The following is a 26870-nucleotide window of genomic DNA, read 5'->3' as shown; positions in this document are numbered from 1 at the left end:
CGGATACTCCTCGGGGTCGGAATCAGTCCTTGCGCCGACGTAGTCGGGAAAGGCGGGACACCACGGGCACAGAGCCCATCATGACCTTCATCAGCACCAGGAGGGCGATGATCGGGGGAACGTACACCAGCCAGATCGGCGGTCCGCCGGAGGAGTCGCTGTTGTTCGCGGCCTTCTTCGCCAGCACGTTCTTCTCGTCGAGCTTGGGATCGTGGGTGGGGATCGTCTGGCCCGGGTCCTTGGCCTTGTAGGGCTTCTGCTTGGTCACCGCGGGGGTGCGGCCGCCGGGGCAGGTCGGCACCTGGTTCACCCGCGGCTGCGCGAGCGGGTACTTGTACTCCAGGGTGGCGGGCCTGTTCACCGTCACCTGGAAGACGACGTTCAGGACGGGCTTGCCCTGGTCGATCCCGATCACGTTGTCCAGGACGACCTTGAGCGGTCCCGCCACCGCGAGCGTCTTACGCAGATCGTTCAGGTAATTGGGATCGTAGGTGCCGATGCCCAGGTTGCCGATCATGTCGACGGCGCAGCCGAAGTCGGGCTCGGTGGTGTCGAGCAGGTCGTTGACGGTGGTGAGCAGCCCGGGCCCCCGGTCGCGCAGCTCGGCGATCTGACCGCGGACCTGGCTGAGCGCCGCGGTGAGCGCGGCGAGGTTGTCGATGCCGGCGCCGAGCGAACCGCGGTTCTCGTTCAGTACGTGGGTGATGCGGCCGAGGTCGTTGGTGAGACCGTCCAGCAGCTCGGTGTTCTGCGCGAACGTCTGGGTGAGGTCGTCGCTGCCGTTGATGATCTGGCGGAGCGAGTCCTCGCGTCCGGCCCAGCCGGCGGCGAGCTCCTGGGTGAGCACCTTGGCGTCGTCGGGGTTGATCGCCTTCAGGGTGTCGATGACCGCGCCGAACAGGTCGCCGTACTTCGGCGGGACCTTCGTCTGCGACACCGGGATCACGGTGCCGGGCCTCATCGGCGGTGCGTCGGCCCTGCCGGGCCCCGGGGTCAGCTCGACCACCGGCTCGCCCACCGCGGACTTGCGGGCCGCGGCGGCGGTGACCCCCTGCGGGATCTTGACGCCGCGCTCCATGTCCAGCCGGACGACGACCTTGTCCTTCGCCAGCCGCACCGAGTCGATCTTGCCGACCCGCAGGCCGAGGTAGTCGACCTCGAAGTTCGGGTGCAGTCCCGGCGAGGACTCGAACTCCACGGTGATGTGGTACGGCCGGTCGATGAAGTCGAACCGGACGACGTTGTTGAACGCCCACAGGACCATCAGCGCGGCGAGCACCCCGAACGCCGCCAGGTTGATCGTCAGCCGTCTGTTCATCCGCGCGGCTCCAGTATCTTGTCGAGGTCCGGCAGGGCGCCCTGGAGCTGCTTCGGGATCTCGGGCGTGCGGGCGGATTTCTGCTTCTTCGGGCTCTCGCTCAGCCCTGGGAAGATCGGCCTGCCGTCGGGCCAGACGATCCGCAAGAGCGGGTACAGCAGCAACTGGCCGTCGTATGTCGCCTTCGGGAGCTTGTAGCTGAACTCGACCAGGCCGTTCACCAGCGCCGTGAGCCGCTTGCGGTTGCTGCCGAGCTGCTCGAGGACGGGGTCGAGGTCGCGCAGCAGCGCGCGGAACCGCTGGATGCGGCCCTCCAGCACCTTGTCGTTCAGCTCGCGGGCCATCGTGGTGAGCTTGTCGACCATGTCGATGATCTTGTTCTTGTCCCGGTTCAGCAGTCGGGTGGTGCGTTCGAGCTGCTCGGGGGTCTCGCCGAGGGCGTCGCTGCCCTTGGCGAGGGACCGGCCGAGCCGGGCGAACCGGTCCACCGACTCGCCGAGCTCGCGGCGCTGCTCGGCGAACAACCGCAGCAGCTCGCTCGCCTGCGCGATCGTCTTGTTCAGCTTCTGCCCGTTGCCGTCCAGGGCGGTGGCGCCCGCGTTCACGACCGTCGCGACGTCGTCGCCGGCGAGGGCCTGGATGAGCGGCCCGGCCTGCCCGACGACCTGCTCGAACGCCGGCTGGACGCTGGTGTCGGTGATCACCGCGCCGGTGGCCAGGTACGGGCCGCGGTCCATGCTCGCGCCGGGCGGCATCTGGAGGTCGACGTAGTTCTCGCCGAGCAGCGAGGTCACCTTGATCTCCGCGCGGGTGCCCTGCGGGATCTTGACGTCGTCCTCGATGGCCAGCGTCGCCTTCGCCCGGTAGCCGGCGAGCTCGACCTTCGTGACGGTGCCGATCGTGATGTCGGACATCTTCACGCTGTGCCCCGCGACGAGGCCCTGCGCGTCGTCGAACGTGGCGGTCAGCTTCAGGCCGCCCTTCGGCGCCCCGGCCGTCTTGTAGGAGCAGCCGGAGACGGCGAGGGCCGCGGCCACGACGAGCACCAGCAGCAGCCTGCCGCCGGCGGACGCGCGCCGCGCAGTGTCGGTCGACGCGCGCCGCGCGGTGCCGATCGACGCGCGCCGCGCGGTGGTGACGGGCCTGCCCATCAGTTGCCTCCGTTCTGCCAGGGACAGTTGGAGTTGGGTGCGGGCAGCGGGCATCCGACCTCGTCGGAGTTCATCAGCCCCTTGAGCCAGGTCCGCAGGAACGCGTCCGTGGCGAACCGGATCTGGAGCGACTTGTTCTTCGGGTTGTAGCCGCCGATGATCGCGTCGCTGATGCCGGGCAGCACGCGGATGAGCTGGGCCAGCTGCTTGGCGTTGCCCTTGAGGATCAGGGCCGTCCGGGTGAGGACCGCCAGGTCGTACGGCAGGTTGCCCTTGTACTTCTGCAGGAGCTTGTCGCCGTTCTTCGCCAGCTCCAGGATCCCGCCGATCAGCTGCTGCAGCTCGCCGCGCTCGGAGCTCAGGACCTGGCTCGCGGTGCCGAAGTCGCGGATCATCGTGCCGAGGATCTGCTCGCGGCCGCGCACCACCCCGGCCAGCCGGTCGAGGTTCTGCGCGACCTCGATGAGCTCCTTGTCCTGCCCGGCGACGTTCTCGACGAGGCGGGCGCTCTGCTCCAGGGTGGCGTTGAACTCGCCGCCGTTGCCCTTCACCGTGTCGGCCGCCGTGCCGAGCGCGTTCTGCATCTTGGTCGGGTCGAGCGCGTTCGCCAGGTTGGTGAAGGAGCTGAGCGCGTCGTCCACCTCGACCGGCACGTGGGTGCGTTCGATCGGGATGACGTCGGAGGTCTCCTTCGGCTGCCCCGGCCGCCAGGCCGGATGCAGGACGAGGTTGCGCTCGCCGATCAGGTTCAGCGGGACGATCGAAGCCTGAACGCCCTGCGGCAGCGGGACGTTCCGCCGGAGATGGAACGTGACCTTGACGCGGTCGCCCTGGTTCTCGACCTTGTCGACGAGCCCCACGTCGGCGCCCATCACCTTGACCTTCGACTCCTTGTAGAAGGAGCGGGCCTTCGGGACGTAGACCACCATGGTGCGCTCGCCGCTCGCGGACGGGGCGAGCGAGCAGCCGCCGAGCGAGGCGGTCATGGCGAGGCCGAGCGCGACGGCCACGCCTCTCACCCGGCCTCTCCCGGGGCCGCCCCGGCCGCCGTCCGAGCCCACGGGGTGTCGTCCTCCCGTTGCGACGCCGCTCATCAGTTGCCTCCCGGCGGTCGCCGCGACGAGATCGGACCGGGCGGCTGCAGCGGGCCCAGTCCGGTGAGCACGCCCTCGATGTACTGGCCGTTGCCCTTGAGGTTGGCGACCTGCTGGAACGTCGGGCCGAGCAGCGAGAAGTCGGTGTTCAGCGCGTCCATGTTGGGCGCGAGCCGGGTGGTCAGCAGGTGCAGGTTGGCGAGCAGGCCGTCGAGCTGCTTCTGGTTCCTGGAGATCACGTTGGACAGCGTCCGCACGGTCTGGTTGCCCTGCCCGATCGCGGCCGCCAGCTCGTTGCGCCGGCGGACGAGCGACTGGAGCAGCACCTGGCTCGCATCGATGATCTGCCGCAGCTCCTGGTCCTTGCTCGCCAGCGTGCCCGTGATGGTCTTGCTGTTCTCGATCAGCCGCTGGATCTCCGGATAGGAGTCGTTCAGCATCCGGGACACCTCCTGGATGTTGACCAGGATGCGGCGCAGCTTCACCGCCCCCGGCGACTTGATCTTGTTGACCTCGGTGAGCAGCTTGTCGACGCTGCGCTGGTCGAGCTTGCCGACGATGTTCTGCGCGCCCTCCAGCGCCTCCGGCACGGTGAACGGGACGCTGGTGTGCGACAGCGGGATCCGCCGCCGCGACTCCGGCACGTCCGCCATGTAGGGCTTGGAGACGGGGCCGGACAGCCGCAGGTACCGGCCGCCGAGCAGCGTCGTCGTCTGGATCTCGGCCCGCGTCTTCGGGCCGAGGTCGATGCCCGCGTTCACGTGCCAGGAGACGATGACCCTGCCGTGGCGGAAGTCGGGCTCCACGGAGGTGATCCGGCCGGACTTCACCCCGGCGACCCGCACGTCCTGGCCCTTCTTCAGCCCGGCGGTGTCGCTGAACTCCCCGCTCATCGTGTAGCCGCGGTCGAGCAGGTGCAGCTGGCCGATGGCGAACGCGAACACGCAGCCCGCGCCGAGCGCGGCCAGGGTGACGATCGCGACGATCTTGTGGTTGACGTCGCGGAGCGACTTCAGCGCCATCAGCCGCCACCCCCCATCAGCATCGTCTTGAGCTTGGTGAGGTCGTCCTTGCTCGGCTGTCCCGCGCCGGGGGACCTCGGCAGCTCCATCGGGAACGGGCAGGGGCCCTGCACGACGTTCAGGCAGAGCGCGTTGGTGCGCAGGAAGTGGCCGCCGTTCGCGGACGCGAACAGCTGCCGGAGGGTCAGCGGGAGCTGCTGCACCATCTTCTCCAGCTGGTTCACGTTCAGCCGGAACGTCTCGCTGAACCTGCCGAGGTTGGCGATGATGCGGGCGAGCTGCGCGTCGTTGCCGCCCAGCACCGCGTTGAGGTTGGTGGTGACGCCGGATATCTCCACGACCGCGTTCTCCAGCAGCCGCCGGTTGTTGGCGAAGACCCTGGTCAGCGACTCCAGGTTGTCGACGCTTGCGGCGATCTGCCGGTCCCGGGTGGCGATCGCGTCGCTCACCGTCTCGTAGTCGTCGATCATCCCCTTGATCGTTTGCTTCCGGGCCGCGAACGTCTGGAGCAGCAGGTCCAGGTTCTGGGTCAGCAGCGAGATGCTCTGCTCGTTGCCGTCCAGCGCCTGGGAGAACGCGAACAGGATCTTGTTGAGCTGGTTCGGGTCCAGGTTGCGGGTGAGCGGGCCGAGGCTGTTGACGATGTCGCCGAGGTCCACCACCGACCTGGTGTGCGGGACGCGGTCGCCGCTCCCGAGCTTGGTCTGGCTCGACCCGGGCTCCAGGTAGACGACCCGCTGGCCCATCACGTTGCGCCAGCGGATGGCCGCCGTGGAGTCGGAGGGGATCCTGACCTCCTTGTCGACCGCCATCTTCACCACGGCCTTGCCGCGCACCACCTTGATGCCCTCGACCTGGCCGACCGGCGTGCCCGCGATCTTCACGTCGTCGCCCTCGAGGAGGCCGGTGACGTCGTCGAACGTGGCGGACAAGGTGTAGCGGGACTTGAAGCTCGTGCCGAGGATCTGCTGGCCGATGTAGAAGGTGAGCAGCAAGGTCAGCGCCACGAACACCCCGAACTTCAGGATCGTGGAGTACTCGGGCCCGCGCGCGGCCTTGCCGCGCGTCCGCGGGCTCACCGCCGCGTCCCCGCGGGAAGCGGCACGTCGAAGGCCGTCGCCTTCGGCGTGGCCGGGCAGACGTCGATGAGGATCTGGCAGATGTCCAGCGGGAGGTCGTCGCGCGCCTGGGCGATCAGCGTGCCCTCCGGGCCGGGGATGCGGATGATCTGCGCCAGCAGGCCGAAGAACCCGGTCAGGCTGTCGATCAGCACCGGGACGTTGCGGCGCTGCCCGTTGAACACGTGCACGACGTCGCCGCCCGAGTCGATGATCTTGCCCAGGTTGCGGCCGTGCTGCTCCAGGTTCGTGCCGACCGTCTGGCCGAGCCTGGCCGACTGCTCCAGCAGCTGCGTGACCTTGTCGGGGCGCTCGTTGATGACCTGGGCCAGCCGGTTGAAGTCCCCGGCGAACCCGGCGATCGTGCCGCCGCGCGACTCGAACGTCCCGGACAGGCCGTTGATGTCGTTCAGCAGCGACTGGATCGCGGCCCGGTCCTTGTAGGTCGCGTCGACGACGATCGCGCCGTTGTCGATCGTCCGGCGGAGCGCGGGCCCCTGGCCGGAGAGCCCGGCGCCGAACGTGTGCAGGATCGTCGCCACGTCGTCGGGGTTGATCGCCCGGGTCAGGCGGTAGGTGGGCCAGGCCGTGTCCGACAGCTCCTGCGGGTCGTTGGTCTTCGCGATCCGCCCGCCGTCCTTCAGGTAGGGGCCGGTCAGCTCGTGCGCGCCGAGGTCGAGGGCGAGGTCCTTCGGGCCGAACACCGAGACCGGCTCGACGGTCGCGACCGCCGTGTCGGCGACCTTCACGCCCTTGTCGACCCGGAGCCGGACGGTGACCCTTCCGTTGCCGTCGAGCCTGATGCGCTCGACGGTGCCGACCGCGATCCCGCGGACCTTCACGTCGGACTTGCCCGGGTCGAGCCCCTGCCCCGCGCGGCTGAACGTCGCGTCGTAGTACGTGGAGCCCGCGTGGGACGGGGTGGAGCCGATCGCGACGAACGCCGCGGCCGCCGCGATGACGCCGGCGCCGACCAGCCCGAAGACGGTCCGGGAGCGGCTGGACAGTGATTCGTCGCTCATCCGGTCAGCCTCACCGTGCTGCCGTGGCCCCAGAAGATGTACGACAGGACCAGGTTCATCAGGATCATCAGGATGGTCGACTCCCGGATGGCGCGGCCGGCGGCGACGCCGACGCCTACCGGGCCGCCCGCCGCGTAGTAGCCGCGGTAGCAGTGGATGAACATGATGATGAAGGCGAACACCGCGACCTTGATGACGCTGTAGAACACGTCGATCGGCGGCAGGTAGAGGTGGAAGTAGTAGTCGTAGATGCCGGGCGACAGGCCGAAGTACTGGATCGTGATGAACCGCGTGGCGAAGAAGGCCATGAACAGCGAGACCAGGTACAGCGGCACCAGCGCGATCACTCCGGCGGCGACCCTGGTGCACACCAGGTAGGCCAGCGAGTTGATGCCCATGACCTCCAGCGCGTCGATCTCCTCGGAGATCCGCATCGCGCCGATCTCGGCGGTGAACCCGGTGCCGACCTGCGCGACCAGCGCGACGCCCGCGATGATCGGGGTGACCTCGCGGACGTTGGAGTAGCTCGCGACCAGCCCGGTGAAGGCCTCGGCGCCGATGCGCTCCAGCCCCGGGTAGCCCTGCAGGCCGACCATCGCGCCGGTGGCGAGCGACATCGTCGCGATCACGAAGATCATGCCGCCGCCGATGACGAGCGCGCCCACGCCGACGGTGATGTCGCTGACCTGCTTGGCGAGGGTCTTGCCGTACTTGCGGCGGATGATGATGTCGAAGAACAGGTGGTACAGGACCCGGCCGAGGAAGACCGGCAGGTCCGCCGACGCGGCCAGGCCCGCGGTGCGGCCCCTGACGGCGCGGCCCAGCTTGCGGACGGGGGATATGGCGACCATCAGAACCTCGGGGGGAACAGGACCTGGTAGATCATGGTGAGGATGTAGTTCGTCGCGAACACCACGATCGAGGTGACGACCACCGCCCGGTTGACCGCGCGACCCACACCGACGGGCCCGAAGTCGCAGTTCATGCCCATGTAGCAGGCGACGGCGGCGGCGATGAACCCGAACACCCACGCCTTGAACAGGGTGATCATCAGGTCCGAGAACTGCAGCAGGGTCGTGGCGCCGTCGAAGAACGCGCCGGGGCTGACGCCCTGCTGGATGACGTTGAAGTAGTAGCCGCCGACGATGCCCGCCAGGATCACCACCGAGCACAGCAGCCCGGACACCATGCTCGCCGCCCACAGCCTGGGGGTGACCAGGCGGTGGATGGGGTTGATGCCCATGACCTCCATCGCCGCGAGTTCGTCGCGGATGTTGCGGGCCCCCATGTCGGCGGTGATGGCGGACCCGCCCACCCCGGAGACCAGCAGTGCGGCCGCCAGCGGCGCCACCTGCTGGATCATCGCCGCGGTGAGCAGCGCCCCGGTGCCCGACTGCGCGCCGAGCTGCCGGGCGATATCGCCCACCTGCAAGGAGATCGTCGCGCCGAGCGGGACCGCGATGAGCATCACCGGAACGCTGGTGACGCGTGCGAGGAACCAGCACTGCTCGACGAACTCGCCCCACCACTGGCGCAGGTCCCAGGTGCGGCGCAGCCCTTCGAGAAGGGTCACGCACAGCAGTCCGGTCTCGTCGAGAGCTCTCCCGACGCGTCTGCGTGCCAGGTCCGGGGCCTTGTTAAGGCTCAGGGCCATCAGCCGGTGCCCTCCCCCGGGGCGGGGATGTGAAGAAGGGTCACTCCAGCCTCCTTTGTGCTCGGACGTCGGCGCCCATCCGAAACACCGGATCCTGCCGTTGCCACGGCGGCGCCCTCGTCGTACTGCTCGTGCGCGCCACAGCGGTCTCGGCCGAGACCGGTTACCACACGCGGATCCGCGCACCGTTGAGAGCACACGGGCACCGCCTGTGATTTGAGGCACTCTATTGGAAGAAGGTCTAAGAAGCGAGTACTTACATCTGGTTTTGTCCGAAGCTACGATCAGCCGGTGCAGACCGAGGCGCGACGAGGCGTAGAACAAGAGATGGACGACGGCGTGGACCCCCTGGTCATGGGCGTACGCGACCGCTGGCAGGGCCAAGGGCTGCTCGGTGATCCGTGGCCGTTCCTTGCGATCTGTTCCGTGGGGCGGCTCAACCAGCTGCTCAAGAAGGCGCTGGACGTCGAGTTGAAGCGGCTGGATCTCACCCAGACCGGCTACTACCTGCTGACCACGCTCGCCCTCACCGTCCACGGGCGGGCACGGCTGAGCACGCTCGGCCGGATCCTGATGATGCACCCGACGACGGTGAAGCTCACCGTGGACCAGCTGGAGGCGGTCGGGCTCGTCCGCCGCACCCCGCATCCCCGCGACCGGCGCGCCACGCTCGTCGAGGTCACCGAGGCGGGACGGGACCGTGCCAACGAGGTGAACCTGGCGCTGGAGGCCCCCGGAGGCGCCCTCGCGGCGTTCGACGGGATGCACCGCGAGCTGTTCGAGGCGCTGCAGCCCGCGCGCCTCGCCGCCGGCGACGTGGAACTGCTGAACCCCGGCGGGGAACGCGGCCGGGGGCGCCGGGCCGGGTGAACCGGGTATCGTCCGGCCTGCGTACTTGCTCGTCGACGGCATGTACCTGCTCGTAACGGACATGTACGTGCTCTCCGACGACACGACACCCGGGCGATAAGGCGGTCTTCTCCAATGCCACAGAGTCACGGCACCCGCAGACGTCCCGCCGAGGAAGCCGGAACTCCGGGGAGCGGGAGGGGCCGCCGCTCCTCCAGGAAGCCCGGCACCCGGCGCGCCGGCCGCGTCCCGGAGCCGCGCACGGCCCCCGACCGCGACGCCGCGGCCGACCACCGGGAGCTCGCTCCGTTCGGTCCGGACGAGCCCCGCGACCCGTACGGCGAGCCTGAGGCGCCCGGTGACGCGCCCGAAGGCGGAGGGCGCGTGCGGCGGGTGCTCACCAGCAACGTCACCATCACCGTCGTGGCGATCGGCGCGCTCGGCGCCGCGCTGACGATGGTCGACCTCGGCAGCTTCGTCGACGACGCGACCAAGCCGCCGAAGGCCGCCTCCGCGGACCTGTCGACCAACGACATGCTCGCGAAGCTCACCTCGGCGTCCGACATGGACAAGGTCGCCGCCGACGCGGTCGCCGTCGCCAAGAAGCGCGCTTACGAGGAGCACCAGCGGGAGCTGAAGCGGCTCAAGGAGAAGGCCAAGCGGGACGCGGCGGCGCGGGCGAAGCTGAAGGCCGAGCAGGAGCGCGAGCGGCTCGCCAAGTCGAACCCGAGCGCCGGGCAGAACAAGGCGTACGGCAAGAAGATGAACGAGATCAAGGGGTGGGGCCGCTGCTGGCCGTCCCTGCTGACGCTGTGGAACCACGAGAGCGGCTGGAACGAGCGGGCCGAGAACCCGTCCAGCGGCGCCTACGGCATCCCGCAGGCGCTGCCCGGTTCCAAGCTGGCGAGCGCGGGCGCCGACTGGCGCACCAGCTCCCCCACCCAGATCGCCTGGGGGCTCGGCTACATCAAGGCGCGCTACAAGGACCCGTGCGGCGCGTGGGCCTGGTGGCAGGCGCACAACTGGTACTGACCCCCCGGGACGGCGTCCGGCGAGCCTGAGACGGCGCCCACCGCCCGACGCGATGGCCACGGCCACCCGAGGGCTGCGCCTGCTCCCCCGAGGCCGTGTCCCCTGCCTCGACACAGCCTCCCCTGCCCCGACGCGACACCCGCTGAGCCCTGGGCCGCGCCCGCTGAGCCCGACGTGATGCCCGCTGGGCCCGAGGTGGTGGCCGCTGGGCCCAATGCGGTGGGCGGGCGGGCCCGAACTGGCACCATGGAGGGATGCGGACGAGCAGGGCGCGCCGGGCCGGCGACGAGCGGGCGAACGGCACGGGTGAGAGCGCCGGAGGCGAGGGCGGCGGGGGCCGCCAGTGGGCCCGGGCCGACGCGACCCGCCAGGCGCTGCTGACCGCGGCGCTGCGGGTCTTCGCCGACCGCGGCTACGCCGACGCGGGCATCGCCGAGATCGTCGAGCGGTCCGGGATCAGCGTCGGCAGCCTCTACCACCACTACGGCGGCAAGGCCGGGCTGTACGTGGCCCTGTGGGAGGAGCTCACCGCCGAGCAGGAGGCCAGCGCCGCGCAGGCGGTGTCCGCCGCCCGCAGGGACGGCGAGTCCGACCCCATCGCGCTGTTCATCGCGGGCGCCCGCGCCTACCTGCGGGTGTGCTGGGAGCGCCGCGAGGCGGCCCGGCTGTTCCTCGCGGGCGAGGGTCCGTCCGGGTCGTCGCTGATGCGCCGCAGCCGCGCCCAGCACTGGATCGCGCAGAACACCAAGCTGCTGCGCGGCCCGTCCGGCGACGCCCCCGCCGGACGCCCCGAGCAGGTCCTCAGCCTCGTGCTCACGACGGTGATCGGCGAGGCCGGACGGGAGATCGCCACCGCCGAGAGCGAGGCGGAGGCCGCCGAGATCATCGACGAGGTGTGCCGCATCCTGATCCGCCTCGCCCGCTGACCCCCGCCCTCCCGGCCGCCGGGCCGCGAAGCGGGAGAATGTGCGCATGACTCTTGGGACGATCGTGCTGACGGGCGCCGCCGGACGGGTCGGCACCGCGCTGCGGGCGCCGCTGCGCGACGAGGCGGAGCGGCTGGTGCTGGCCGATCTCGCGCCGATGCACGTGGAGGCGCCGAACGAGGTCGTGCACCGGACCGACCTGTCGGACGCGGCGCGGATCGTCGAGGGCGCGGACGCGGTCGTCCACCTGGCCGGCGTCCCGGACGAGGCGCCGTTCCCCGACCTGGTCGAGGGCAACATCCTCGGTACCCACCGCGTCCTGGAGGCCGCGCGCGTCGCCGGGGTGCCGCGCGTCGTCCTCGCCAGCAGCAACCGGCTGACCGGCTGCTACCCGTCCACCGAGACCGTCTCGCCCGCCGTGCCCCCGCGCCCCGACGGCCTGTACGGGGTCAGCAAGGTCGCGGTCGAGGCGCTCGGACGCCTCTACGCCGACAAGTTCGGCATGGACGTGGTGTGCCTGCGCATCGGCAGCCTCGAACTGCACCCGACGGAGCCGCGCCACCTCGCCACCTGGCTGAGCCACCGCGACTGCGCGGGGTTCGTCCTCGCGGCGCTGACCGTCCCGTCGCCGGGGTTCCTCGCCGCCTACGCGGTGTCGGCCAACGCGCGCCGCTTCTGGGAGCTCGACGACCGGCTCGGCTACACCCCGCACGACGACGCCGCCTCCTACGGAGTCCCGGACACGTTCGTCGGCGACGGTGTTCCGCAGGGCGGCGACTTCGCATCCGCCCAGTTCACGCTGCGGCATCTGGAGGGATCGACGGGACATGGGTGACGTTCGGGTCACAGGGGGTGCGGCGGACCGTTATCCTGACCTCCTGGTTACCGGTTCCTGACGGAAAGTCGAAGGGGTCCATGCCGACGTCGACCTGGTTCCGCCTCAACGTCGCCAAGCGCGAACGCGTCCTCGAAGTGGCGATGCGCGAGTTCGGGGAACACGGGTACTCGACCGGCAGCCTCAACACGATCGCGCGCGAGGCGGGCATCGCCAAGGGCTCGCTGTTCCAGTACTTCAGCGACAAGCTCGAGTTCTTCGCCTTCGTGTGCGACGAGACGTCGCGCCGCATCCGCGAGGAGATGGAGCGCCGCATCGAGCGGATCGACTTCGACCAGCCCTTCGACGAGTGGCTGGTCGACGTCCTGTGCGACTGGACCGAGTACATGTCCGACCACCCGCTGGAGCGCGGCGTCACCGCGGCCACCAACTTCGAGCTCGACAACAGCGTCCGCTCGGTCGTCCGCGACACGGCCAACCAGCACTACCTGCTGGTCATCCACCCGACGCTGGAGCTGTGGAAGGCGCAGGGGGCCATCCGCGAGGACGCCGACCTGGAGGTCCTCGCCACCTGGCTGATGATGATCCTGCCGTTCCTCGCGCTGGCCCCCTACTACGACGGCCTCGACCCGATCCACGGCCTGCGCGGCCGCGCCCCGGACGAGCAGCGCCAGGTCATCCGCCAGCTCGTCGCGGGCTTCCGCCCGATCTTCGCCCCGAAGTGACCTGAGCCCCGCCCCAGACCCCGCGTGGGGGACTGACGCACATCCTCGCTTCGCTGCGGTGCCCGTCAGCACCACCCCTGGGGGCGACCCCCAGACCCCCGTACGGGACTGACGGACATCCTCGCTTCGCTGCGGTGCCCGTCAGCACCACCCCTGGGGGCGACCCCCAGACCCCCGTACGGGACTGACGGACATCCTCGCTTCGCTGCGGTGCCCGTCAGTCCTGCAGCTCCGCCACCAGCAGGTCCATGTGGCGGGCGGCCATGCGGGCGGGGGGCGGGAGCTCGGCGGCCTCGGCGGCCGTCAGCACGCGCGGGTCGGCGAGCCGGCGGATGCGGCCGAGCCGCTCCACGCCGCCGCGACCCTCGGCGAGCAGGTTGCGGACCCAGTCGGCGTCCCGCCCGTACGGCAGCCCGACGATGAGCCGGTCGCCGGTGCGGAACGCCGTCACCGGGGTCCGGTACTCGCGGCCCGACCTGCGCCCGCGGTGCACGATCATCGCGAAGGGCGGGAGGTAGGGGGCGTAGACGCCCTGCACGCGGTTCGTGACGACCTTGTTGAACCGGGCGACCGATCTCGGCATCAGCGGTTTCACCATGCCCCCCTGAATAGCACGGCCCTTTGAATAGCATGCCCCGGCGTCGTGTTCACCGGGTGAGGATGAACTCCTCCGGCTTCGCCTTGCGCGAGCCGGCCCAGAACTCGAACGTGTGGCCGGGCCAGAGGGTGCGGTTCACGCCCTGGTCGTCCAGGTACCAGCTGTTGCAGCCGCCCTCGTTCCAGACGGCGCGGCGCAACCGCCGCTGCAGCCGGTCGTTGAAGCGGCGCGCGGCCGCCGGCTTCGGCTCGATGGCGTCGGCGCCCGCCTCCTGCATCAGACGCAGGCAGTCCAGCACGTGCTGGATCTGCACCTCGATCATGAAGACGACGGAGTTGTGGCCGAGTCCGGTGTTGGGGCCGAGCAGCATGAAGAAGTTCGGCAGGCCGGGGATCGTGGTGCCGCGGTGCGCCTCGATGCCGTCCGCCCAGATCTCCTGGAGCTTGACGCCGTCCCGGCCGGTGACGCGCAGGTCGGTGAGGGCGTCGGTCACCTTGAAGCCGGTGCCGTAGATGATGCAGTCGACCCCGTACTCGCGGCCGTCGGCGGTGACGACCGAGTTCTCGCGCACCTCGGTGATCCCGGAGGTCTCCACCTCCACGTTGGGACGCGAGAGCGCCGGATAGTAGTCGTTGGACAGCAGGATCCGCTTGCAGCCGATCGTGTAGTCCGGCGTCACCTTCGCCCGCAGCTCCGGGTCGGGGACCTGCTTGGCGATGTGCCTGCGGGCGATCTTCTCCTGCGGGGTCGACAGCCGCGGGTCGATCGTGAAGCCGACCGCGCGGGCCTCCAGCGCCCAGTAGATGCCGCCGCGGAACGCGCGGGCGGCGCCCGGCACCTTCCCGAACAGCGCGCGGACGGGCGCGGGGATCGGCACGTCCGGCTTCGGCTGGATCCACGGCGGCGTCCGCTGGAAGACGACGAGCTCGTCCGCCCGCTTCGCGACCTTGGGCACGAACTGGATCGCGGACGCGCCCGTGCCGATGACGGCGACGCGCTTGCCGGTGAGGTCGTAGGAGTGGTCCCACTCGGCGGAGTGGAACGCCGTCCCCTGGAAGCGCTCGACGCCCGGCAGGTCGGGGTAGGACGGGACGTGCAGCGCGCCGATGCCGGACACGACGGCCTTCGGGGTCAGGACCGTCCCGTCGGCGAGCGCCACCTTCCAGCGGCGGGCGTCGTCGTCGTACTCCATGGAGTCGACCGCCGCGCCGAAGCGGATGTGCTCGCGCACCCGGTACTTGTCGGCTGTGCGCTCCATGTACGCGCGGATCTCCGGCTGCGGCGCGAACATCCGGCTCCAGCGCGGGTTGAGCTCGAAGGAGAAGGAGTACATGTGCGACGGGACGTCGCAGGCGCAGCCCGGGTAGGTGTTGTCGTGCCACGTCCCGCCCAGCGCCTCGCTCTTCTCCAGCACGACGAAGTCGTGGAAGCCGGACTGCTTGAGCCGGATCGCCATGCCGAGGCCGGCGAACCCTGAGCCGATGATGACGATCGCCGGGGCGCGCTCGCTCATGACCTCTCCTCTCGGATAACCTACTCCCGGTAAGTTACCGGCAGTAGGTTACTGACGGTAGGTCCAACAGAGGGGATTCTCCTGTGAGTGGCGCCACACCCCCGCCCCGCCGTCGCCGCATGTCGCGCGCCGAGCGCGAGCGGCAGATGCTGGACGTGGCGGAGCGGGTGTTAGGCGAGCGCGGCTACCAGGCCGCCTCCATGGCCGAGATCGCCGAGCGCTGCGGAGTCTCCAAGCCGATGCTCTACGAGTACTTCGGCTCCAAGGACGGCCTGCTCGTGGCGTGCGTGAGCCGGTCCAAGGCCGAGCTGTTCGACGCCACCCAGAAGGCGATGGCGGGCGCCACCACCCCCGAGGACATCCTCTGGCGAGGGATGGTCGCCTACTTCCGGTTCATCGACGAGCACAGCAGGTCGTTCGCGATGCTGCTGCGCGAGCCGATGGCAGCCACCCCGGAGGCCGTGCAGGCCATCGACGAGACGCGCCTGCAGCAGAGCTCGCTGATCGCCGGGGTGCTGGGCACGTTCGCCCCCTCGGCCCCGGACGGGGCGATCGAGGCGTACACGCAGATCATCATGGGGGCGAGCGAGCGGATGGCGCTGTGGCAGACGAGCCGCCCCGACGTGTCGGCGGAGGACGCGGCCCGCTACATGACCGACTTCTGCTGGAAGGGCCTCAGCCCTTACCTCGCCCCTGTCCCCGATCCCGCCCCCTCTCCTGCTCGCGATCCCGCCCCCGCCGGGGAAGCGCGTCCAGCGCCCCGATGAGCAGGTCGAGGCCGAACTCGAAGTCGGTCTCGGGGTCGACGTCGGCGAGTGCGGGGCCGTAGGCGAGCACGTGCGGGAACTCCTCCGGGTCGAGACGGGTCCACGACTCGGCGCCGTTCTCGGCGAGGTGCCCCAGCATCTTCGCCATGCCGATCTCGCGCATCTGGGCACCGAGCGCGTAGGCGATGAGCGCCCGCATGATGCGCACGGCCGTCTCGCCGTCGAACCCGGCCGCGTCGGCGAGCGCGAGGGCGCGCTCGGCCGGCCGCAGCCCGACCGGGGTGTCGACCTTGTGGGTGAGGACGATCGACATGCAGCGCGGTTTGTCGTGGGCGACCTTCCGGAACGCGCGGATGAGCGCACGCGCGCGCTGCTGCCACGGCTCGGACGGGTCGTCGGGCAGTTCCAGGCCCGCGACCACGTGTTCGGCCACGCCCTCCAGCAGCGCGCCCTTGTTCGGGACGTGGTTGTAGAGCGACATCACGGCGACGTCCAGTTCGGCGGCGACCCGTCGCATCGACAGCGCGTCGGCGCCCTCCCGCTCGATCAGCTCGACCGCCGCCTCCACGATGCGCGCGCGGGTCAGACCCGGCCGCGGGGTGTCGGACGCCACACGCGTCGCCATCGCTCGCGCCTCCTCGCCGTTGACACCGATAAGTGTCCCATGACACGGTACGTACACTGTACGTACGACGTACAGCGTACGTATGCCGTACGTGCCCGCACGTGTCACCGCGCGGTTCGTGCCCGCGCTCGGGGAGGACGCCCATGTCGACCCACGACCTCTACACCGCTCCCGTCCCGTCCGAGACCTGGTCCGTGCCGATGGCCGGCGACGCCAGGTTCACCTGGGAGTACGACGACGGGCGCGACCGCCTCCTGGCCCTCTACCAGAAGGGCAAGGACAAGCAGTGGGACTCGGTCAAGCGCATCGACTGGGACCTGGAGGTCGACCCGCACAACGTGCTCGGCGTCCCCGACCAGTCCCTCGCCATCTACGGGACGAAGTACTGGGACAGGCTGTCGGAGAAGGAGCGCGGCGAGCTGCGGCGGCACTCCACGTCATGGCAGTTCTCCCAGTTCATGCACGGCGAGCAGGGCGCGATGGTCACCGCCGCCCGGATCGTGGAGTCCGTCCCCGACCTGGACTCCAAGTTCTACTCCGCCACCCAGACGATGGACGAGGCCCGCCACGTCGAGCTGTTCGCGCGGTTCCTGCACGAGAAGGTCGGGATGGTCTACCCGATCAACACCAAGCTGCAGGACCTGCTGAACGAGACCCTCACCGACTCCCGCTGGGACATGCCCTACCTCGGCATGCAGGTGCTCATCGAGGGCCTCGCGCTCGCGGCGTTCGGCGTCATCCGCGACATCACCACCAAGCCGCTGCCCAAGCAGATCCTCGCCTACGTCATGCAGGACGAGGCGCGCCACGTCGCGTTCGGGCGGCTGGCGCTGCGCGACTACTACAAGCAGCTCTCGACCGCCGAGCTCCGCGAGCGCGAGGAGTTCGTCATCGAGGGCTGCTACCTGATGCGCGACCGCATCCGCGGCCGGGAGATCTGGACGAACTTCGGCATAGACGCGCGGGAGGTCGACGAGATGGTCGAGAACTCGCCGTACATGCGGATGTTCCAGAGCCTGCTGTTCAGCCGCATCGTGCCGTGCGTGAAGGACATCGGGCTGTGGAGCGACCGCATCCGGCGCGCCTATGACGACATGGGCGTCCTGGACATGTCCAAGGCCGACCTCGACGCCCTCATGCACCAGGACGAGGAGATCGCCGAGGCGGTCGACGCCGAGCGGTTCGCCGCCGAGGAGGCCGCCCGCAGGGCCGAGGTGGACGGGGTCATCGCCGACGCGGCGGCGGGCTGAGTAAGTTCAGATCATTCGATCCGCCGCACACCTCGGAGGTCTGGATGCCCCTCGCGCACTTCGACGGAGCGCTCGCCGTCGTCACCGGAGCCGGCAGCGGCATCGGCCGGGCCGTCGCCCTCGCACTGGCCGAGAACGGCGCCACCGTCGTCGCGGCGGACATCGACCTGCCCTCCGCCGAGCGCACGGTCTCCCTCGCCAAGACGCTCGGCGCGGGAGGCAGCGCCTACCGGGTGGACGTGGCGGACGCCGACGCGATGGAGGAGTTCGCCGCGCGGGTGAAGGAGACCCACCGCGTCCCCGACATCGTCGTCAACAACGCCGGCATCGCGGTCACCGGCTCCTTCCTCGACACAGGCGTCGAGGACTGGGAGCGCATCCTCGGCGTGAACCTCTGGGGCGTCGTCCACGGCTGCCGCCTGTTCGGCCGCCAGATGCGCGACCGCGTGAACGCGCTGCCCAACAAGCCCGACAAGCCGAACTTCGGCGGGCACATCGTCAACATCGCGTCCGCGGCCGCGTTCTCGCCGTGGCGCGCGATGCCCGCCTACTGCACGACCAAGGCCGCCGTCCTCATGCTCAGCGAGTGCCTGCGCGCCGAGCTCGCCGGCTCGCGCATCGGCGTGACGGCCGTCTGCCCCGGCTTCGTCAGCACCAGCATCGTCGACAACGCGATCCACCTGGAGGGCGACGACGAGGCCCGCGCGCGCCTGCGCAGCCGCGGCCAGCGGGCCATCAGGCTGCGCAACTACCCGCCGGAGAAGGTCGCCGAGCGGGTCGTCCACGCCATCGTCAAGAACAAGGCCGTCGTACCCGTCAACGCCGAGGGGCACCTCCTGCACGCCCTGTCCAGGATCTCCCCCGCCTCCCTGCGCCTGCTGGCCAGGATCCCCGCCCGTTAGCGCCCGCCCGCCGGGCGCGGCCCCCGACTCTCCCCGCGGTGAGAGGAGAAGGATCGATGCCCCCCGATGCCCTCGTGAGCGACGGCCGTCCGCGGAACTGGACGGCCCGGATCCGCTGCGGAGACGGCGACCACACGCTGGAGCTGACCCATCGGGAGGTGATCGCCGAGCGGCTGCTGCGCGCGTCCCGCAGGCACTCCTTCGACCCGGACACCGACGTCGACTGGGACGCCCCGCAGGACCCCGACATGTTCTACCTCCCGCCGCAGCTCGCCTCGCTCTACGAGACGCCGCTCTGGGACGGGCTGACGCACCGGCAGCGGGTGGAGCTGACCAAGCGGGAGATGTGCAGCATCGCCTCGTTCGGCATCTGGTCGGAGATGCTGCTGATGCAGTCGCTGGTGATGCACGCCTACCGGCACCGCTACGACAGCGACCACGTGGCGTACGCGCTGACAGAGATCGCCGACGAGTGCCGCCACTCGAAGATGTTCGGCCGGATGGTGCGCACGTGCGGGCTGCGCACGCACCGGCCGCGGGCGCTGGAGTTCCACCTCGCCAAGCTGTACGGGGCCGTGTACGACCCGATGCCGATGTTCGCCGGGACGCTGATCGTGGAGGAGTTCACCGACGCGTTCCAGCGGCTGACGTTCCCCGACGAGGAGATCCAGCCGGTGATCCGGCAGGTCACCCGGATCCACGTGGTCGAGGAGGCCCGGCACATCAGGTACGCGCGGGAGGAGCTGAAGCGCCTGGTCGCGCAGGTCCCGGCGGTCCGGCGGCGGATGGCGGCCTACGGGATGGCGCAGGCGACGCGGCTGATGACCACGCAGGTCGTCCACCCGTCCTGCTACACGGCGGTCGGGCTCGACCCGAGGCTGGCGCGGCGGGTGGCGGCGCGCAGCCCGCACCGGCGCGCGACGATGGCGTGGGCGTTCCGTAAATGCACCGCGTTCTTGGACGAGGTCGGTTTCCTGGACGGCCGGGCGCGCGAAGTCTGGCTGCGGGCAGGCCTGCTGGAGGCATGAACGCACCACCGGGCGGCCATTCGTCCCAGCAACCGAACCGGTTATTAGAAAATGGTTCGCGAATAGCGTTCCAGTGGTCCTGTATCGGGCACAAGAAAGGGCCGCGGAGCGGGGACCACTCCGCGGCCCGTCTGCGGATACGGGCTGTTGGCCCTGGGTTTCACCGCACCCAGGACACTCCCAGCGATGGCATGGTCACGTCGTCTGCCTCCCTCCCCCCAGTAATACGGTGCACCGATCTACGACTGGCGCGGGAGCTCGATCGGCGCACCCCTCCCCTTTAACGCTTCACCCTAGAAGGTATTGACAGAGGTGATGCCATGATCGGCCGATTCAGGTCAGAAATGATTTAGTGCGGCCAGCACTTCGCGGGCGACGGCGGCGGCGGTGTCGAGGCAGGGCCGCTCCCGCGCGTCCGGCCGCCCGCCGCGCGGCGCCTGCTCGCTGTAGCTCACCGTGAAGACCGCGTTGCGGACGCGGGCCGTGACCTGCCCGACCACGGTCGGCTGCCCCTCGTCGGTCTTGAACCAGCGGTAGGCCTCGTCGCCGATGCCCCGCTGGCGCTCCAGCGTGACGGTCCGCACGAGCGGGGCGTCGTGCGCCTGGGCCCACTGGGCGTCGTAGTAGCCCTCGGCGTCCTGCACGGGCGTCGCGGTGTCGCCCGGCGCGTACAGGTGCGCCTCCACGCGCAGCCAGCGGAACGCCGATCCGGTCGAGGAGTACGTGCACGTGGTGAGCGTCGAGTTCGCGCTCTGCCGCCGCGTCGCCTTCGGGACGGCCCGCTCGACCGTGCCCGCCGCGACCGTCCCGCAGGGCGCCGGGAGCACGGTGATCACCTGCTGTGCGGGGGCGGGCGAGGCGGAGGGGCCGCTCGCGGGCGGCTGCGACCGGCCCTGCGGCGGCGTCGTACCCTGCGGCGTCCGGCGGGGGGCCGCCTGGTCCTCACGCTGCCCGGACAGGACCAGGACGACCGCGACCGCCGCGGCCGCGAGCGCCACGACCGCCGCCAGCAGCGCGATCAGCCTCCGCGGCCGGCGCGCCGGGGCCGGCGGCTCCGGCCCGGAGTACGGCCGGTGGAACGGTTCGACCGGACGCTGAAGGCCCACGCCGCGCTCCTCACTCCGTCTCGTCGATCGACCCGCCCCGCCAACGTAATCCGGGGGCGCGGCACCTGACCAGGCCCCCGGGCGGTGCCGACTGTCAGGCCCGGTGGTCACAATGAGGGGATGCTGATAGGGGACATCGCGCGGACCTCGGAGGCGGTCGCGGGCACCTCGGGCCGCAAGGCCAAGGTATCCGCGCTCGCGGAGTGCCTGCGCGCGGCCGATCCGGGCGAGGCCGCGACCGTGGTCGCCTACCTGTCCGGTGAGCTGCCGCAACGCCAGATCGGGGTGGGCTACGCCGCACTGCGCGACCTGCCGCCGCCCGCCGCCGGGCCGGTCCTGACCGTCCCCGAGGTGGACGCGGCGTTCGGCGAGATCGGCGCCGTGTCCGGGCCCGGCTCGGTCGCGCGGCGGCGCGAGCTGCTCGCGGCCCTGTTCGGCCGCGCCACCGCCGCCGAGCAGGACTTCCTCGTCCGGCTGCTGGCGGGCGAGCTGCGGCAGGGCGCGCTGGACGGCGTGATGGCCGAGGCGATCGCGTCGGCGGCCGGGGTGCCCTCCGCCGAGGTCCGGCGCGCGTTCATGCTGCGCGGATCGCTCGGCCCGGTCGCGACGACCGCCCTCGCCGAGGGCGTCGACGGGCTGCGCGGGTTCACGCTGGAGGTCGGGCGCCCGGTCAAGCCGATGCTGGCCGCCGCCGCGCCGTCGGTCGACGAGGCGTTCGCCAAGCTCAAGGCCGAGGCGGCCGTCGAGTGGAAGCTCGACGGCATCCGCGCGCAGGTGCACGTGTCCGGCGGCGAGGTCCGGGTGTTCACCCGGACGCTGGACGAGATCACCTCCCGGCTGCCCGAGGTGGTGGAGGCGGTACGGGGGCTGCCCGTCCGCGCGGCGGTGTTCGACGGGGAGCTGATCGCCCTGCGTCCGGACGGCCGCCCCCACCCGTTCCAGGTCACCTCCGCCCGCACCGCGACCCGCACGGCGAAGGACACCGAGCCCGTGCCGCTGGCCGTCTTCCTGTTCGACGTGCTGCACCTCGTGGAGGACGAGGCGGGCACGCCCGGCGAGGACCTGCTCGACGCGCCCGGCGCCGAGCGGTACGAGGCTCTCGCGCGGGTCGTCCCCGAGGAGCTGCGGATGCCCCGGGTGGTCACCGGCGACCCGGGGCGGGCCAAGGAGGTCTTCGACGAGGCGGTCGCGCGGGGCCACGAGGGCGTCGTGGTCAAGGCCCTCGACACCCCGTACACGGCCGGGCGGCGCGGCGCCGGGTGGATCAAGGTCAAGCCCCGGCACACCCTCGACCTCGTCGTCCTCGCCGTCGAGTGGGGGCACGGCCGCAGGCAGGGCCTGCTGTCCAACCTGCACCTGGGCGCCCGCGACCCCGAGACCGGCGGTTTCGTCATGCTCGGCAAGACGTTCAAGGGGCTCACCGACGAACTGCTCGCCTGGCAGACCGAGAAGCTCCGCGAACTGGCCGTGCGCGAGGACTCGTGGACCGTGCACGTCCGGCCCGAGCTGGTCGTGGAGATCGCGTTCGACGGCGTCCAGCACAGCCCCCGCTACCCCGGCGGCATCGCCCTGCGGTTCGCCCGCGTCCTGCGCTACCGCCCCGACAAGTCGGCCGGCGAGGCCGACACGATCGAAACCGTCCGCGCCGTCGCCCCCGTCATGGACTGAGCAGTCCGGTCGGAGACGGAGCGTCCCATCAGGAAATGAACGGGGGCGTCAGGGGCGGAGCTCGGTCGTCTCCGCGGGCGGCGCCTCGCCGGGCGACGCACTCCGCGACGGCGCCTCCCTCGACGGGGTTCCCCCGGGCGGCTGCTCCTCCCCGCGTGCGCGGCCGCCGGCCCGCCGGGCGGACGCGGCGCGGTCACGGATCCGCGACCCGGCCCGTCCCCGCACGCGCGGCAGCGCTCGGCGGCGCGCCCTGGCCGCGGCCTCCCGCCGGGCGCGGACCACGGCGCCCCGCTCCGCGCGGGCGGCGGCCTCCCGCTCGCCGCGCCCGGCTCGGGCCGCGGCCTCCCGCTCGGCCCGCTCGGCCCGGACGGCCGCGCGGCGCGCCGCCCGGCGCTCGGCCCGGCGCGCCCTGCCGCGTTCGGCCCGGCGCTCCGCCCGGCGCTCGGCGCGGGCGGCGGCGCGGGCCAGCCTGCGGCGGCGGGCCCGCTCGGCGGCGTCGGCGCGGCGCTGCAGCAGTTCGGGCGGGATGAGGTCGTGCCGGCCGGCGATGAACTCCTGCACCCAGATCTTGGCCTGGATCAGCGGCCGCCTGAGCCTCTTCTCGCGCCGGACGGCCCGCTGGTACCGGCGCGAGTCCGGGTCGTAGCGCCAGCGCGACCAGGGCGAGCCGGGCCGCGCCACCCGGATCGCCCCGAAGATCAGCAGTGCGGGCAGGAACAGCCCGAGCAGGCCCGTCCAGATCTTGCCCTTGAGCAGCGTGATCACGGCGAGGACGAGGTTGACGGCGAGGGAGGCGACGTAGACGCGGGTGATCAGCCCGGTGCCCGGGTCGGGCGCGATGCCCTCGTAGCCGAGGGGGCGGATGCCGAGCAGGAGCAGCCCGGTCACCGCCATGGCGACGAACACGGCGTCGACGGACGCCCGGCCCTTCTCCGTCCAGTAGACGTCGCTGAGGTGCAGGATCAGCGCGAACTCGTCCAGGACGAGAGCGGAGCCCATCCCGAAGACCACCGCCGCCGCGAGGTCGAGGCCGACGTAGGCGTCCGGTATGGCGAGGCTCGCCACCCCGCCCAGCAGCATCAGCACGACGCCGAACACGACGTGGTGGATGTGCACGTCGCCGACCGCCACGTTCCGGAACCACCAGCGCACGTTGGCGCGGATCAGCCGGACGTTCACCCGCGTCAGCACGAAAGTGACCATGAACGCGACGAAGAAACCGAACAGCGGTAGCCGCCCGGTCGCCACGATGCGTTCGTCGAACATCTCGATCATCTGCCCCCCGCCATCTCAATGATGCACCCTGACATGCGCGGATATCGTGGGACCCTGCCGACGATCAAGGAGAGCACCGCCGTGAGCCGTATCGTGGACCGCTGCGATCCCGGGTACCGGGCGTGGATCGCCGAGGCGATCCGGCTGGTGGAGGCCGACGCCAACCGCAGCGCCGACACGCACCTGCACGTCTTCCCGCTGCCGCCGGAGTGGGGCATCGACCTCTACCTGAAGGACGAGTCCGTCCACCCGACGGGTTCACTGAAGCACCGGCTCGCGCGGTCGCTGTTCCTGTACGCGCTGGCGAACGGCTGGATCCGCCGGGACACGACGATCATCGAGGCGTCCAGCGGGTCGACGGCGGTGTCGGAGGCGTACTTCGCGCGGCTGCTCGGCCTGCCGTTCGTCGCGGTCATGCCGGCGACCACCAGCCCGGAGAAGATCCAGCTCATCGAGTTCCACGGCGGCCGCTGCCACCTGGTGGACGACCCGTCGGCGATCTACGAGGAGTCGCGGCGGCTCGCGGCCGAGTGCGGCGGCCACTTCATGGACCAGTTCACCTTCGCCGAGCGGGCCACGGACTGGCGCGGCAACAACAACATCGCCGAGTCGATCTTCGAGCAGATGCGGCTGGAGCGGTTCCCCGAGCCGTCCTGGATCGTGGTGGGCGCGGGGACCGGCGGGACGTCCGCGACGATCGGCCGGTACGCCCGGTACCGGATGTTCCAGACGCGGCTCGCGGTCGTGGACCCGGAGGGGTCGGCGTTCTACGGCTCGTTCTGCGACGGGGACCCCGACCGGACGGCGGCGGGCTCGCGGATCGAGGGCATCGGCCGCCCGCGCGTCGAGCCGTCGTTCCTGCCCACCGTGATCGACCGGATGATCCGGGTACCGGACGCGGCGTCCATCGCGGCGATGCGCTGGACGAGCGAGGTCAGCGGCCGCAGCGTCGGCGGCTCGACCGGCACGAACATGTGGGGCGCGGCGGAACTGATCGCGCAGATGCGGGCGCGCGGGGAGCGCGGCAGCGTCGTCACGCTCATCTGCGACGGCGGCGAGCGCTACGCGGGCACCTACGGGTCGGACGCGTGGCTGGAGGAGCGGGGCCTGGACATCGCCCCCTACCGCGCCGCCCTGGACGCCTTCCTGAAGACCGGCACGATGACCTGAAGACCGCCACCGCGCTCCTGAAGACCGGCACCGCGCTCCCGAAACCCGGCCCTGTGCTCCCGAAACCCGGGCTCACGCCGACCAGCGCCGTCCCGGACGTCGCCTGGCCGGCGCGCGTCAGCCCGTGACTCGTATGGGGTTGAACAGGTCGGCGTAGATGAGCAGGCCGCCCATGATGATCAGGACGGCCGCCATCACGTACGTCACCGGGAGCGCCTTGGCGACGTCCACGTAGCCCGGGTCGGGCCTGCGGAAGATCCGGGCGAACGCCTTCTTGATCGCCTCCAGCAGGGCGCCGGCGATGTGCCCGCCGTCCAGCGGCAGCAGCGGGATGAGGTTGAAGAGCCCGACCGCGAGGTTCAGCGAGCCGAGCAGCATCACGAAGAAGGAGACCTTCTGCGTACCGGTGAAGTCGTCGGACGCGGCGACCTCGCCGCCGATCCGGCTGACGCCGACGACGCCGATCGGGCCGTTCGGGTCGCGCTTGTCGCCGCTGAAGGCCGCGTTCCACACGCCGACCATCTTCTGCGGCATCCGCACCAGCGCGCCGACGGTGCGCGCGGTCAGGTCGGTCATCGTGCTCGCGACCGCGCCGGGCCCCTGCCGCTCGATCGCGCTGGTCGGCGTGATGCCGAGGAACCCGACGTTGACGACCTTGTTCTCGTCCTCGAGGTCGTACATCTGGTTGCGGGTGATCGGGACGTTCAGCCGCACCTCCCCGCCGTCGCGCCTGACGGTGATCGGGACGGTCTTGCCGCCGTCCCCGCGGATCATCCGCTGGAGCTCGGCGTAGTCGTCGACCTTCCTGCCGTCGAACGCCACGATCCGGTCGCCGGGCCGGAGCCCGACCTGCCGCGCGGGCGTCGGCGCCGCGTTCGCCGGGCACTCGGTGACGCCGGCGCTGGCCGGCACCATGCACTCGGCGACCTCCTTGATCACCGGCTGCGGCTGGTTGGTGCCGATGCCCATCAGCAGGATCGCGAAGAACAGCACCGAGAGGAGCAGGTTCATCGCGGGCCCGCCGAACATGATGAGCAGCTTCTGCCACCACTTCTTGGCGTAGAACACGCGGTCCTCGTCGCCGGGCCCGACCTCCTCGAGCGCGGCGCCGCGCGCGGACTCGATCAGTCCCTGCCACGGCCCGGTGCTGATCCTGCGGACCTGCCCGGGGGCGTCGCCCTTGCGCGGCGGGAGCATGCCGATCATGCGGATGTAGCCGCCGAGCGGGATCCACTTGACGCCGTACTCGGTCTCGCCCTTGTGCCTGGACCACATCGTGGGCCCGAACCCCACCATGAACTGGGTGGTCCGCACCCGGAACAGCTTGGCGAACGAGAAGTGCCCGAGCTCGTGCAGCGCGATGGAGACCAGCAGCCCGAAGAAAAGGATCAAGGCTCCAGCCAGGTAGTAGACCATGCGGCGTGCCCCTCCGGGTCCGGTCCACCCCGCGCCCGGGGTTGATCTCCGACAACCAATTCAGAGTACGTTACGGCCCCCGATCCGGTTTAAGCGAACGAAGAACCGGCGCCCCCGCAGCCCCTTTGCGTCACGGTGCTAACCCGTCCGCACGGTATTGGCATGGGGATGCGTATCCGCGAGCACCGCCGACCCCGCATCATGAGCGAGCCCACCCCGGCCCATGGAGGTTCCCACCTTGAAGCGCGGTCATGTAGCGGTACTTGCGCTGGCCCTGACCCTGCCCCTGGCAGGCTGCGGCGGTTCCGACGACGGCGGCGGCAGCGCGGCGGACACCTCGCAGTCCCCCGCCCCGACCGCCGCGTCCCCGGCACCCTCCACCCCCAAGCCGGGAACGGGCACCGAGGCCACGCCCCTCCCGCCGGCGCAGTCGAAGGCGGTCAAAGCCTTCAACGACTGCATGCGCGAACACGGCGTCCAGATGCCGACCCCCAACCCCACGCGGACCCCCGCCCCCGACGAACTGCAAAAAATCAGGGCCGCCCTCCAAACCTGCGTGAAATCAATGTCACCCCAGCCCAGCACGGCCCCCAACTGACGAACCCCGCGCAAGAGGGCAGTGAAGACCTGGACGGGCGCAACGACCGCAACCGTCTATCGCACCGACCTGAGCCGCCACCTCAGCCCCGCGGCGACCCGGGGAGTCGCGATCGCGTCCGAAGGCAGATTCGAGCGGAGCAAGAATCTGATCGCGCAGCGAGCCGCAAGGCGAGCCGGAGCGATGCCAGCGATCGCCGCGTTTCCCG

At 70.8% G+C, this 26870-nt stretch carries 25 protein-coding genes; 11 read left to right on the top strand and 14 right to left on the bottom strand.

The genetic code is table 11. The features are described 5' to 3' along the window. Positions 1-22 precede the first annotated feature (22 nt). The 8 genes from FKD65_RS32400 to FKD65_RS32365 form a co-directional block, all read right to left on the bottom strand. Positions 23-1318, bottom strand: a complete 1296-nt coding sequence (locus FKD65_RS32400; protein WP_141581987.1) for an MCE family protein — start codon at positions 1316-1318, stop codon at positions 23-25. Beyond that, entirely contained in the window at positions 1315-2469 is a 1155-nt protein-coding gene (locus tag FKD65_RS32395; RefSeq protein ID WP_141581985.1) for an MlaD family protein, read from the bottom strand. The genes FKD65_RS32400 and FKD65_RS32395 overlap by 4 nt, the downstream gene beginning before the upstream one ends. After that, entirely contained in the window at positions 2469-3488 is a 1020-nt protein-coding gene (locus FKD65_RS32390) for an MCE family protein (RefSeq protein WP_240809703.1), read from the bottom strand. Before FKD65_RS32390 ends, FKD65_RS32395 begins: the two co-directional genes overlap by 1 nt. A gap of 74 nt (positions 3489-3562) precedes the next feature. Then, on the bottom strand, positions 3563-4585 hold the full coding sequence (locus FKD65_RS32385) for an MCE family protein (RefSeq protein WP_141581981.1): 1023 nt from the start codon (positions 4583-4585) through the stop codon (positions 3563-3565). After that, complete coding sequence (locus FKD65_RS32380) at positions 4585-5664, bottom strand: MlaD family protein (RefSeq protein ID WP_240809702.1); 1080 nt, start codon at positions 5662-5664, stop codon at positions 4585-4587. Before FKD65_RS32380 ends, FKD65_RS32385 begins: the two co-directional genes overlap by 1 nt. After that, positions 5661-6725 carry an MlaD family protein gene (locus FKD65_RS32375; RefSeq protein ID WP_141581979.1) on the bottom strand — a complete coding sequence of 355 codons (1065 nt, stop codon included), beginning with the start codon at positions 6723-6725 and terminating at the stop codon, positions 5661-5663. The genes FKD65_RS32380 and FKD65_RS32375 overlap by 4 nt, the downstream gene beginning before the upstream one ends. Beyond that, positions 6722-7576 (bottom strand): ABC transporter permease, encoded by an 855-nt coding sequence (locus FKD65_RS32370; protein ID WP_141581977.1) that lies wholly within the window; start codon positions 7574-7576, stop codon positions 6722-6724. The genes FKD65_RS32375 and FKD65_RS32370 overlap by 4 nt, the downstream gene beginning before the upstream one ends. Then, a complete protein-coding gene (locus FKD65_RS32365) occupies positions 7576-8379 on the bottom strand; it encodes an ABC transporter permease (RefSeq protein ID WP_141581975.1) in 804 nt (267 codons plus the stop codon). The genes FKD65_RS32370 and FKD65_RS32365 overlap by 1 nt, the downstream gene beginning before the upstream one ends. Before the next feature lie 327 nt (positions 8380-8706). Between FKD65_RS32365 and FKD65_RS32360 the strand changes: the two genes are divergently transcribed. The 5 genes from FKD65_RS32360 (at position 8707) to FKD65_RS32340 (ending at position 12746) form a co-directional block, all read left to right on the top strand. After that, a complete protein-coding gene (locus FKD65_RS32360) occupies positions 8707-9249 on the top strand; it encodes a MarR family winged helix-turn-helix transcriptional regulator (RefSeq protein ID WP_141581973.1) in 543 nt (180 codons plus the stop codon). A 114-nt stretch (positions 9250-9363) separates the two neighbouring features. Further along, complete coding sequence (locus FKD65_RS32355) at positions 9364-10260, top strand: lytic transglycosylase domain-containing protein (RefSeq protein WP_141581971.1); 897 nt, start codon at positions 9364-9366, stop codon at positions 10258-10260. A gap of 254 nt (positions 10261-10514) precedes the next feature. Continuing rightward, complete coding sequence (locus FKD65_RS32350; RefSeq protein WP_141581969.1) at positions 10515-11186, top strand: TetR/AcrR family transcriptional regulator; 672 nt, start codon at positions 10515-10517, stop codon at positions 11184-11186. Positions 11187-11232: 46 nt separating this feature from the next. Beyond that, positions 11233-12021, top strand: a complete 789-nt coding sequence (locus FKD65_RS32345; protein ID WP_205718308.1) for an NAD(P)-dependent oxidoreductase — start codon at positions 11233-11235, stop codon at positions 12019-12021. An 80-nt stretch (positions 12022-12101) separates the two neighbouring features. Next, positions 12102-12746, top strand: coding sequence for a TetR/AcrR family transcriptional regulator (locus FKD65_RS32340; protein ID WP_141581966.1), 645 nt, complete (start codon positions 12102-12104; stop codon positions 12744-12746). A gap of 217 nt (positions 12747-12963) precedes the next feature. On the opposite strand, the gene FKD65_RS32335 is transcribed toward FKD65_RS32340, so the two are convergent. Together FKD65_RS32335 and FKD65_RS32330 are read right to left on the bottom strand one after the other, a co-directional pair. Further along, a complete protein-coding gene (locus tag FKD65_RS32335; protein WP_141581964.1) occupies positions 12964-13344 on the bottom strand; it encodes a nitroreductase family deazaflavin-dependent oxidoreductase in 381 nt (126 codons plus the stop codon). Between the two features lie 49 nt (positions 13345-13393). After that, positions 13394-14857 carry an NAD(P)/FAD-dependent oxidoreductase gene (locus tag FKD65_RS32330; protein WP_141581962.1) on the bottom strand — a complete coding sequence of 488 codons (1464 nt, stop codon included), beginning with the start codon at positions 14855-14857 and terminating at the stop codon, positions 13394-13396. A 119-nt stretch (positions 14858-14976) separates the two neighbouring features. Between FKD65_RS32330 and FKD65_RS32325 the strand changes: the two genes are divergently transcribed. Beyond that, a complete protein-coding gene (locus FKD65_RS32325) occupies positions 14977-15624 on the top strand; it encodes a TetR/AcrR family transcriptional regulator (RefSeq protein WP_141581960.1) in 648 nt (215 codons plus the stop codon). Here the strand turns inward: FKD65_RS32325 and FKD65_RS32320 are convergent. Next, positions 15533-16249: a TetR/AcrR family transcriptional regulator gene (locus FKD65_RS32320; RefSeq protein ID WP_141581958.1), complete on the bottom strand. Its 717-nt coding sequence runs from the start codon at positions 16247-16249 to the stop codon at positions 15533-15535. The two genes, FKD65_RS32325 and FKD65_RS32320, sit on opposite strands and share 92 nt — an antisense overlap. 143 nt (positions 16250-16392) lie before the next feature. On the opposite strand from FKD65_RS32320, the gene FKD65_RS32315 reads away from it, so the two are divergent. From FKD65_RS32315 to FKD65_RS32305, 3 genes are read left to right on the top strand one after another with little or no spacing between them, the layout of a single operon-like run. Continuing rightward, on the top strand, positions 16393-17499 hold the full coding sequence (locus tag FKD65_RS32315; protein WP_141581956.1) for a ferritin-like domain-containing protein: 1107 nt from the start codon (positions 16393-16395) through the stop codon (positions 17497-17499). A gap of 44 nt (positions 17500-17543) precedes the next feature. Then, on the top strand, positions 17544-18401 hold the full coding sequence (locus FKD65_RS32310; RefSeq protein WP_141581954.1) for an SDR family NAD(P)-dependent oxidoreductase: 858 nt from the start codon (positions 17544-17546) through the stop codon (positions 18399-18401). Positions 18402-18457: 56 nt separating this feature from the next. After that, positions 18458-19429, top strand: a complete 972-nt coding sequence (locus FKD65_RS32305; RefSeq protein ID WP_141581952.1) for a diiron oxygenase — start codon at positions 18458-18460, stop codon at positions 19427-19429. 338 nt (positions 19430-19767) lie between these two features. Here FKD65_RS32305 and FKD65_RS32300 read toward each other — a convergent pair whose 3' ends face one another. Beyond that, positions 19768-20535 (bottom strand): hypothetical protein, encoded by a 768-nt coding sequence (locus FKD65_RS32300; protein ID WP_141581950.1) that lies wholly within the window; start codon positions 20533-20535, stop codon positions 19768-19770. A 120-nt stretch (positions 20536-20655) separates the two neighbouring features. On the opposite strand from FKD65_RS32300, the gene FKD65_RS32295 reads away from it, so the two are divergent. Further along, positions 20656-22203 carry an ATP-dependent DNA ligase gene (locus FKD65_RS32295; RefSeq protein WP_141581948.1) on the top strand — a complete coding sequence of 516 codons (1548 nt, stop codon included), beginning with the start codon at positions 20656-20658 and terminating at the stop codon, positions 22201-22203. 48 nt (positions 22204-22251) lie between these two features. On the opposite strand, the gene FKD65_RS46710 is transcribed toward FKD65_RS32295, so the two are convergent. Then, positions 22252-23478: a hypothetical protein gene (locus tag FKD65_RS46710; RefSeq protein WP_368367149.1), complete on the bottom strand. Its 1227-nt coding sequence runs from the start codon at positions 23476-23478 to the stop codon at positions 22252-22254. 81 nt (positions 23479-23559) lie between these two features. Between FKD65_RS46710 and FKD65_RS32285 the strand changes: the two genes are divergently transcribed. Then, positions 23560-24648 (top strand): PLP-dependent cysteine synthase family protein, encoded by a 1089-nt coding sequence (locus FKD65_RS32285; RefSeq protein ID WP_240809701.1) that lies wholly within the window; start codon positions 23560-23562, stop codon positions 24646-24648. A 117-nt stretch (positions 24649-24765) separates the two neighbouring features. Here the strand turns inward: FKD65_RS32285 and FKD65_RS32280 are convergent, their stop codons facing one another. Then, positions 24766-26064 (bottom strand): RIP metalloprotease, encoded by a 1299-nt coding sequence (locus tag FKD65_RS32280; RefSeq protein WP_141581946.1) that lies wholly within the window; start codon positions 26062-26064, stop codon positions 24766-24768. Positions 26065-26870 lie beyond the last annotated feature (806 nt).

Source organism: Actinomadura sp. WMMA1423 (assembly GCF_006547145.1).
In the GTDB taxonomy this organism is placed as follows: Bacteria; Actinomycetota; Actinomycetes; order Streptosporangiales; family Streptosporangiaceae; genus Spirillospora.
The sequence above is the reverse complement of the archived record's forward strand: the minus strand, read 5'-3'. Positions and strand labels throughout refer to the sequence as shown.

What these genes read in the sequence shown, in the direction of transcription:
- FKD65_RS32400 (WP_141581987.1), bottom strand. Translation starts at nt 1,318, where the DNA reads ATGAACAGACGGCTGACGATCAACCTGGCGGCGTTCGGGGTGCTCGCC.
- FKD65_RS32395 (WP_141581985.1), bottom strand. Translation starts at nt 2,469, where the DNA reads ATGGGCAGGCCCGTCACCACCGCGCGGCGCGCGTCGATCGGCACCGCG.
- FKD65_RS32385 (WP_141581981.1), bottom strand. Translation starts at nt 4,585, where the DNA reads ATGGCGCTGAAGTCGCTCCGCGACGTCAACCACAAGATCGTCGCGATC.
- FKD65_RS32375 (WP_141581979.1), bottom strand. Translation starts at nt 6,725, where the DNA reads ATGAGCGACGAATCACTGTCCAGCCGCTCCCGGACCGTCTTCGGGCTG.
- FKD65_RS32370 (WP_141581977.1), bottom strand. Translation starts at nt 7,576, where the DNA reads ATGGTCGCCATATCCCCCGTCCGCAAGCTGGGCCGCGCCGTCAGGGGC.
- FKD65_RS32365 (WP_141581975.1), bottom strand. Translation starts at nt 8,379, where the DNA reads ATGGCCCTGAGCCTTAACAAGGCCCCGGACCTGGCACGCAGACGCGTC.
- FKD65_RS32360 (WP_141581973.1), top strand. Translation starts at nt 8,707, where the DNA reads ATGGACGACGGCGTGGACCCCCTGGTCATGGGCGTACGCGACCGCTGG.
- FKD65_RS32355 (WP_141581971.1), top strand. Translation starts at nt 9,364, where the DNA reads ATGCCACAGAGTCACGGCACCCGCAGACGTCCCGCCGAGGAAGCCGGA.
- FKD65_RS32350 (WP_141581969.1), top strand. Translation starts at nt 10,515, where the DNA reads ATGCGGACGAGCAGGGCGCGCCGGGCCGGCGACGAGCGGGCGAACGGC.
- FKD65_RS32345 (WP_205718308.1), top strand. Translation starts at nt 11,233, where the DNA reads ATGACTCTTGGGACGATCGTGCTGACGGGCGCCGCCGGACGGGTCGGC.
- FKD65_RS32340 (WP_141581966.1), top strand. Translation starts at nt 12,102, where the DNA reads ATGCCGACGTCGACCTGGTTCCGCCTCAACGTCGCCAAGCGCGAACGC.
- FKD65_RS32335 (WP_141581964.1), bottom strand. Translation starts at nt 13,344, where the DNA reads ATGGTGAAACCGCTGATGCCGAGATCGGTCGCCCGGTTCAACAAGGTC.
- FKD65_RS32330 (WP_141581962.1), bottom strand. Translation starts at nt 14,857, where the DNA reads ATGAGCGAGCGCGCCCCGGCGATCGTCATCATCGGCTCAGGGTTCGCC.
- FKD65_RS32325 (WP_141581960.1), top strand. Translation starts at nt 14,977, where the DNA reads ATGTCGCGCGCCGAGCGCGAGCGGCAGATGCTGGACGTGGCGGAGCGG.
- FKD65_RS32320 (WP_141581958.1), bottom strand. Translation starts at nt 16,249, where the DNA reads ATGGCGACGCGTGTGGCGTCCGACACCCCGCGGCCGGGTCTGACCCGC.
- FKD65_RS32315 (WP_141581956.1), top strand. Translation starts at nt 16,393, where the DNA reads ATGTCGACCCACGACCTCTACACCGCTCCCGTCCCGTCCGAGACCTGG.
- FKD65_RS32310 (WP_141581954.1), top strand. Translation starts at nt 17,544, where the DNA reads ATGCCCCTCGCGCACTTCGACGGAGCGCTCGCCGTCGTCACCGGAGCC.
- FKD65_RS32305 (WP_141581952.1), top strand. Translation starts at nt 18,458, where the DNA reads ATGCCCCCCGATGCCCTCGTGAGCGACGGCCGTCCGCGGAACTGGACG.
- FKD65_RS32295 (WP_141581948.1), top strand. Translation starts at nt 20,656, where the DNA reads ATGCTGATAGGGGACATCGCGCGGACCTCGGAGGCGGTCGCGGGCACC.
- FKD65_RS46710 (WP_368367149.1), bottom strand. Translation starts at nt 23,478, where the DNA reads ATGATCGAGATGTTCGACGAACGCATCGTGGCGACCGGGCGGCTACCG.
- FKD65_RS32280 (WP_141581946.1), bottom strand. Translation starts at nt 26,064, where the DNA reads ATGGTCTACTACCTGGCTGGAGCCTTGATCCTTTTCTTCGGGCTGCTG.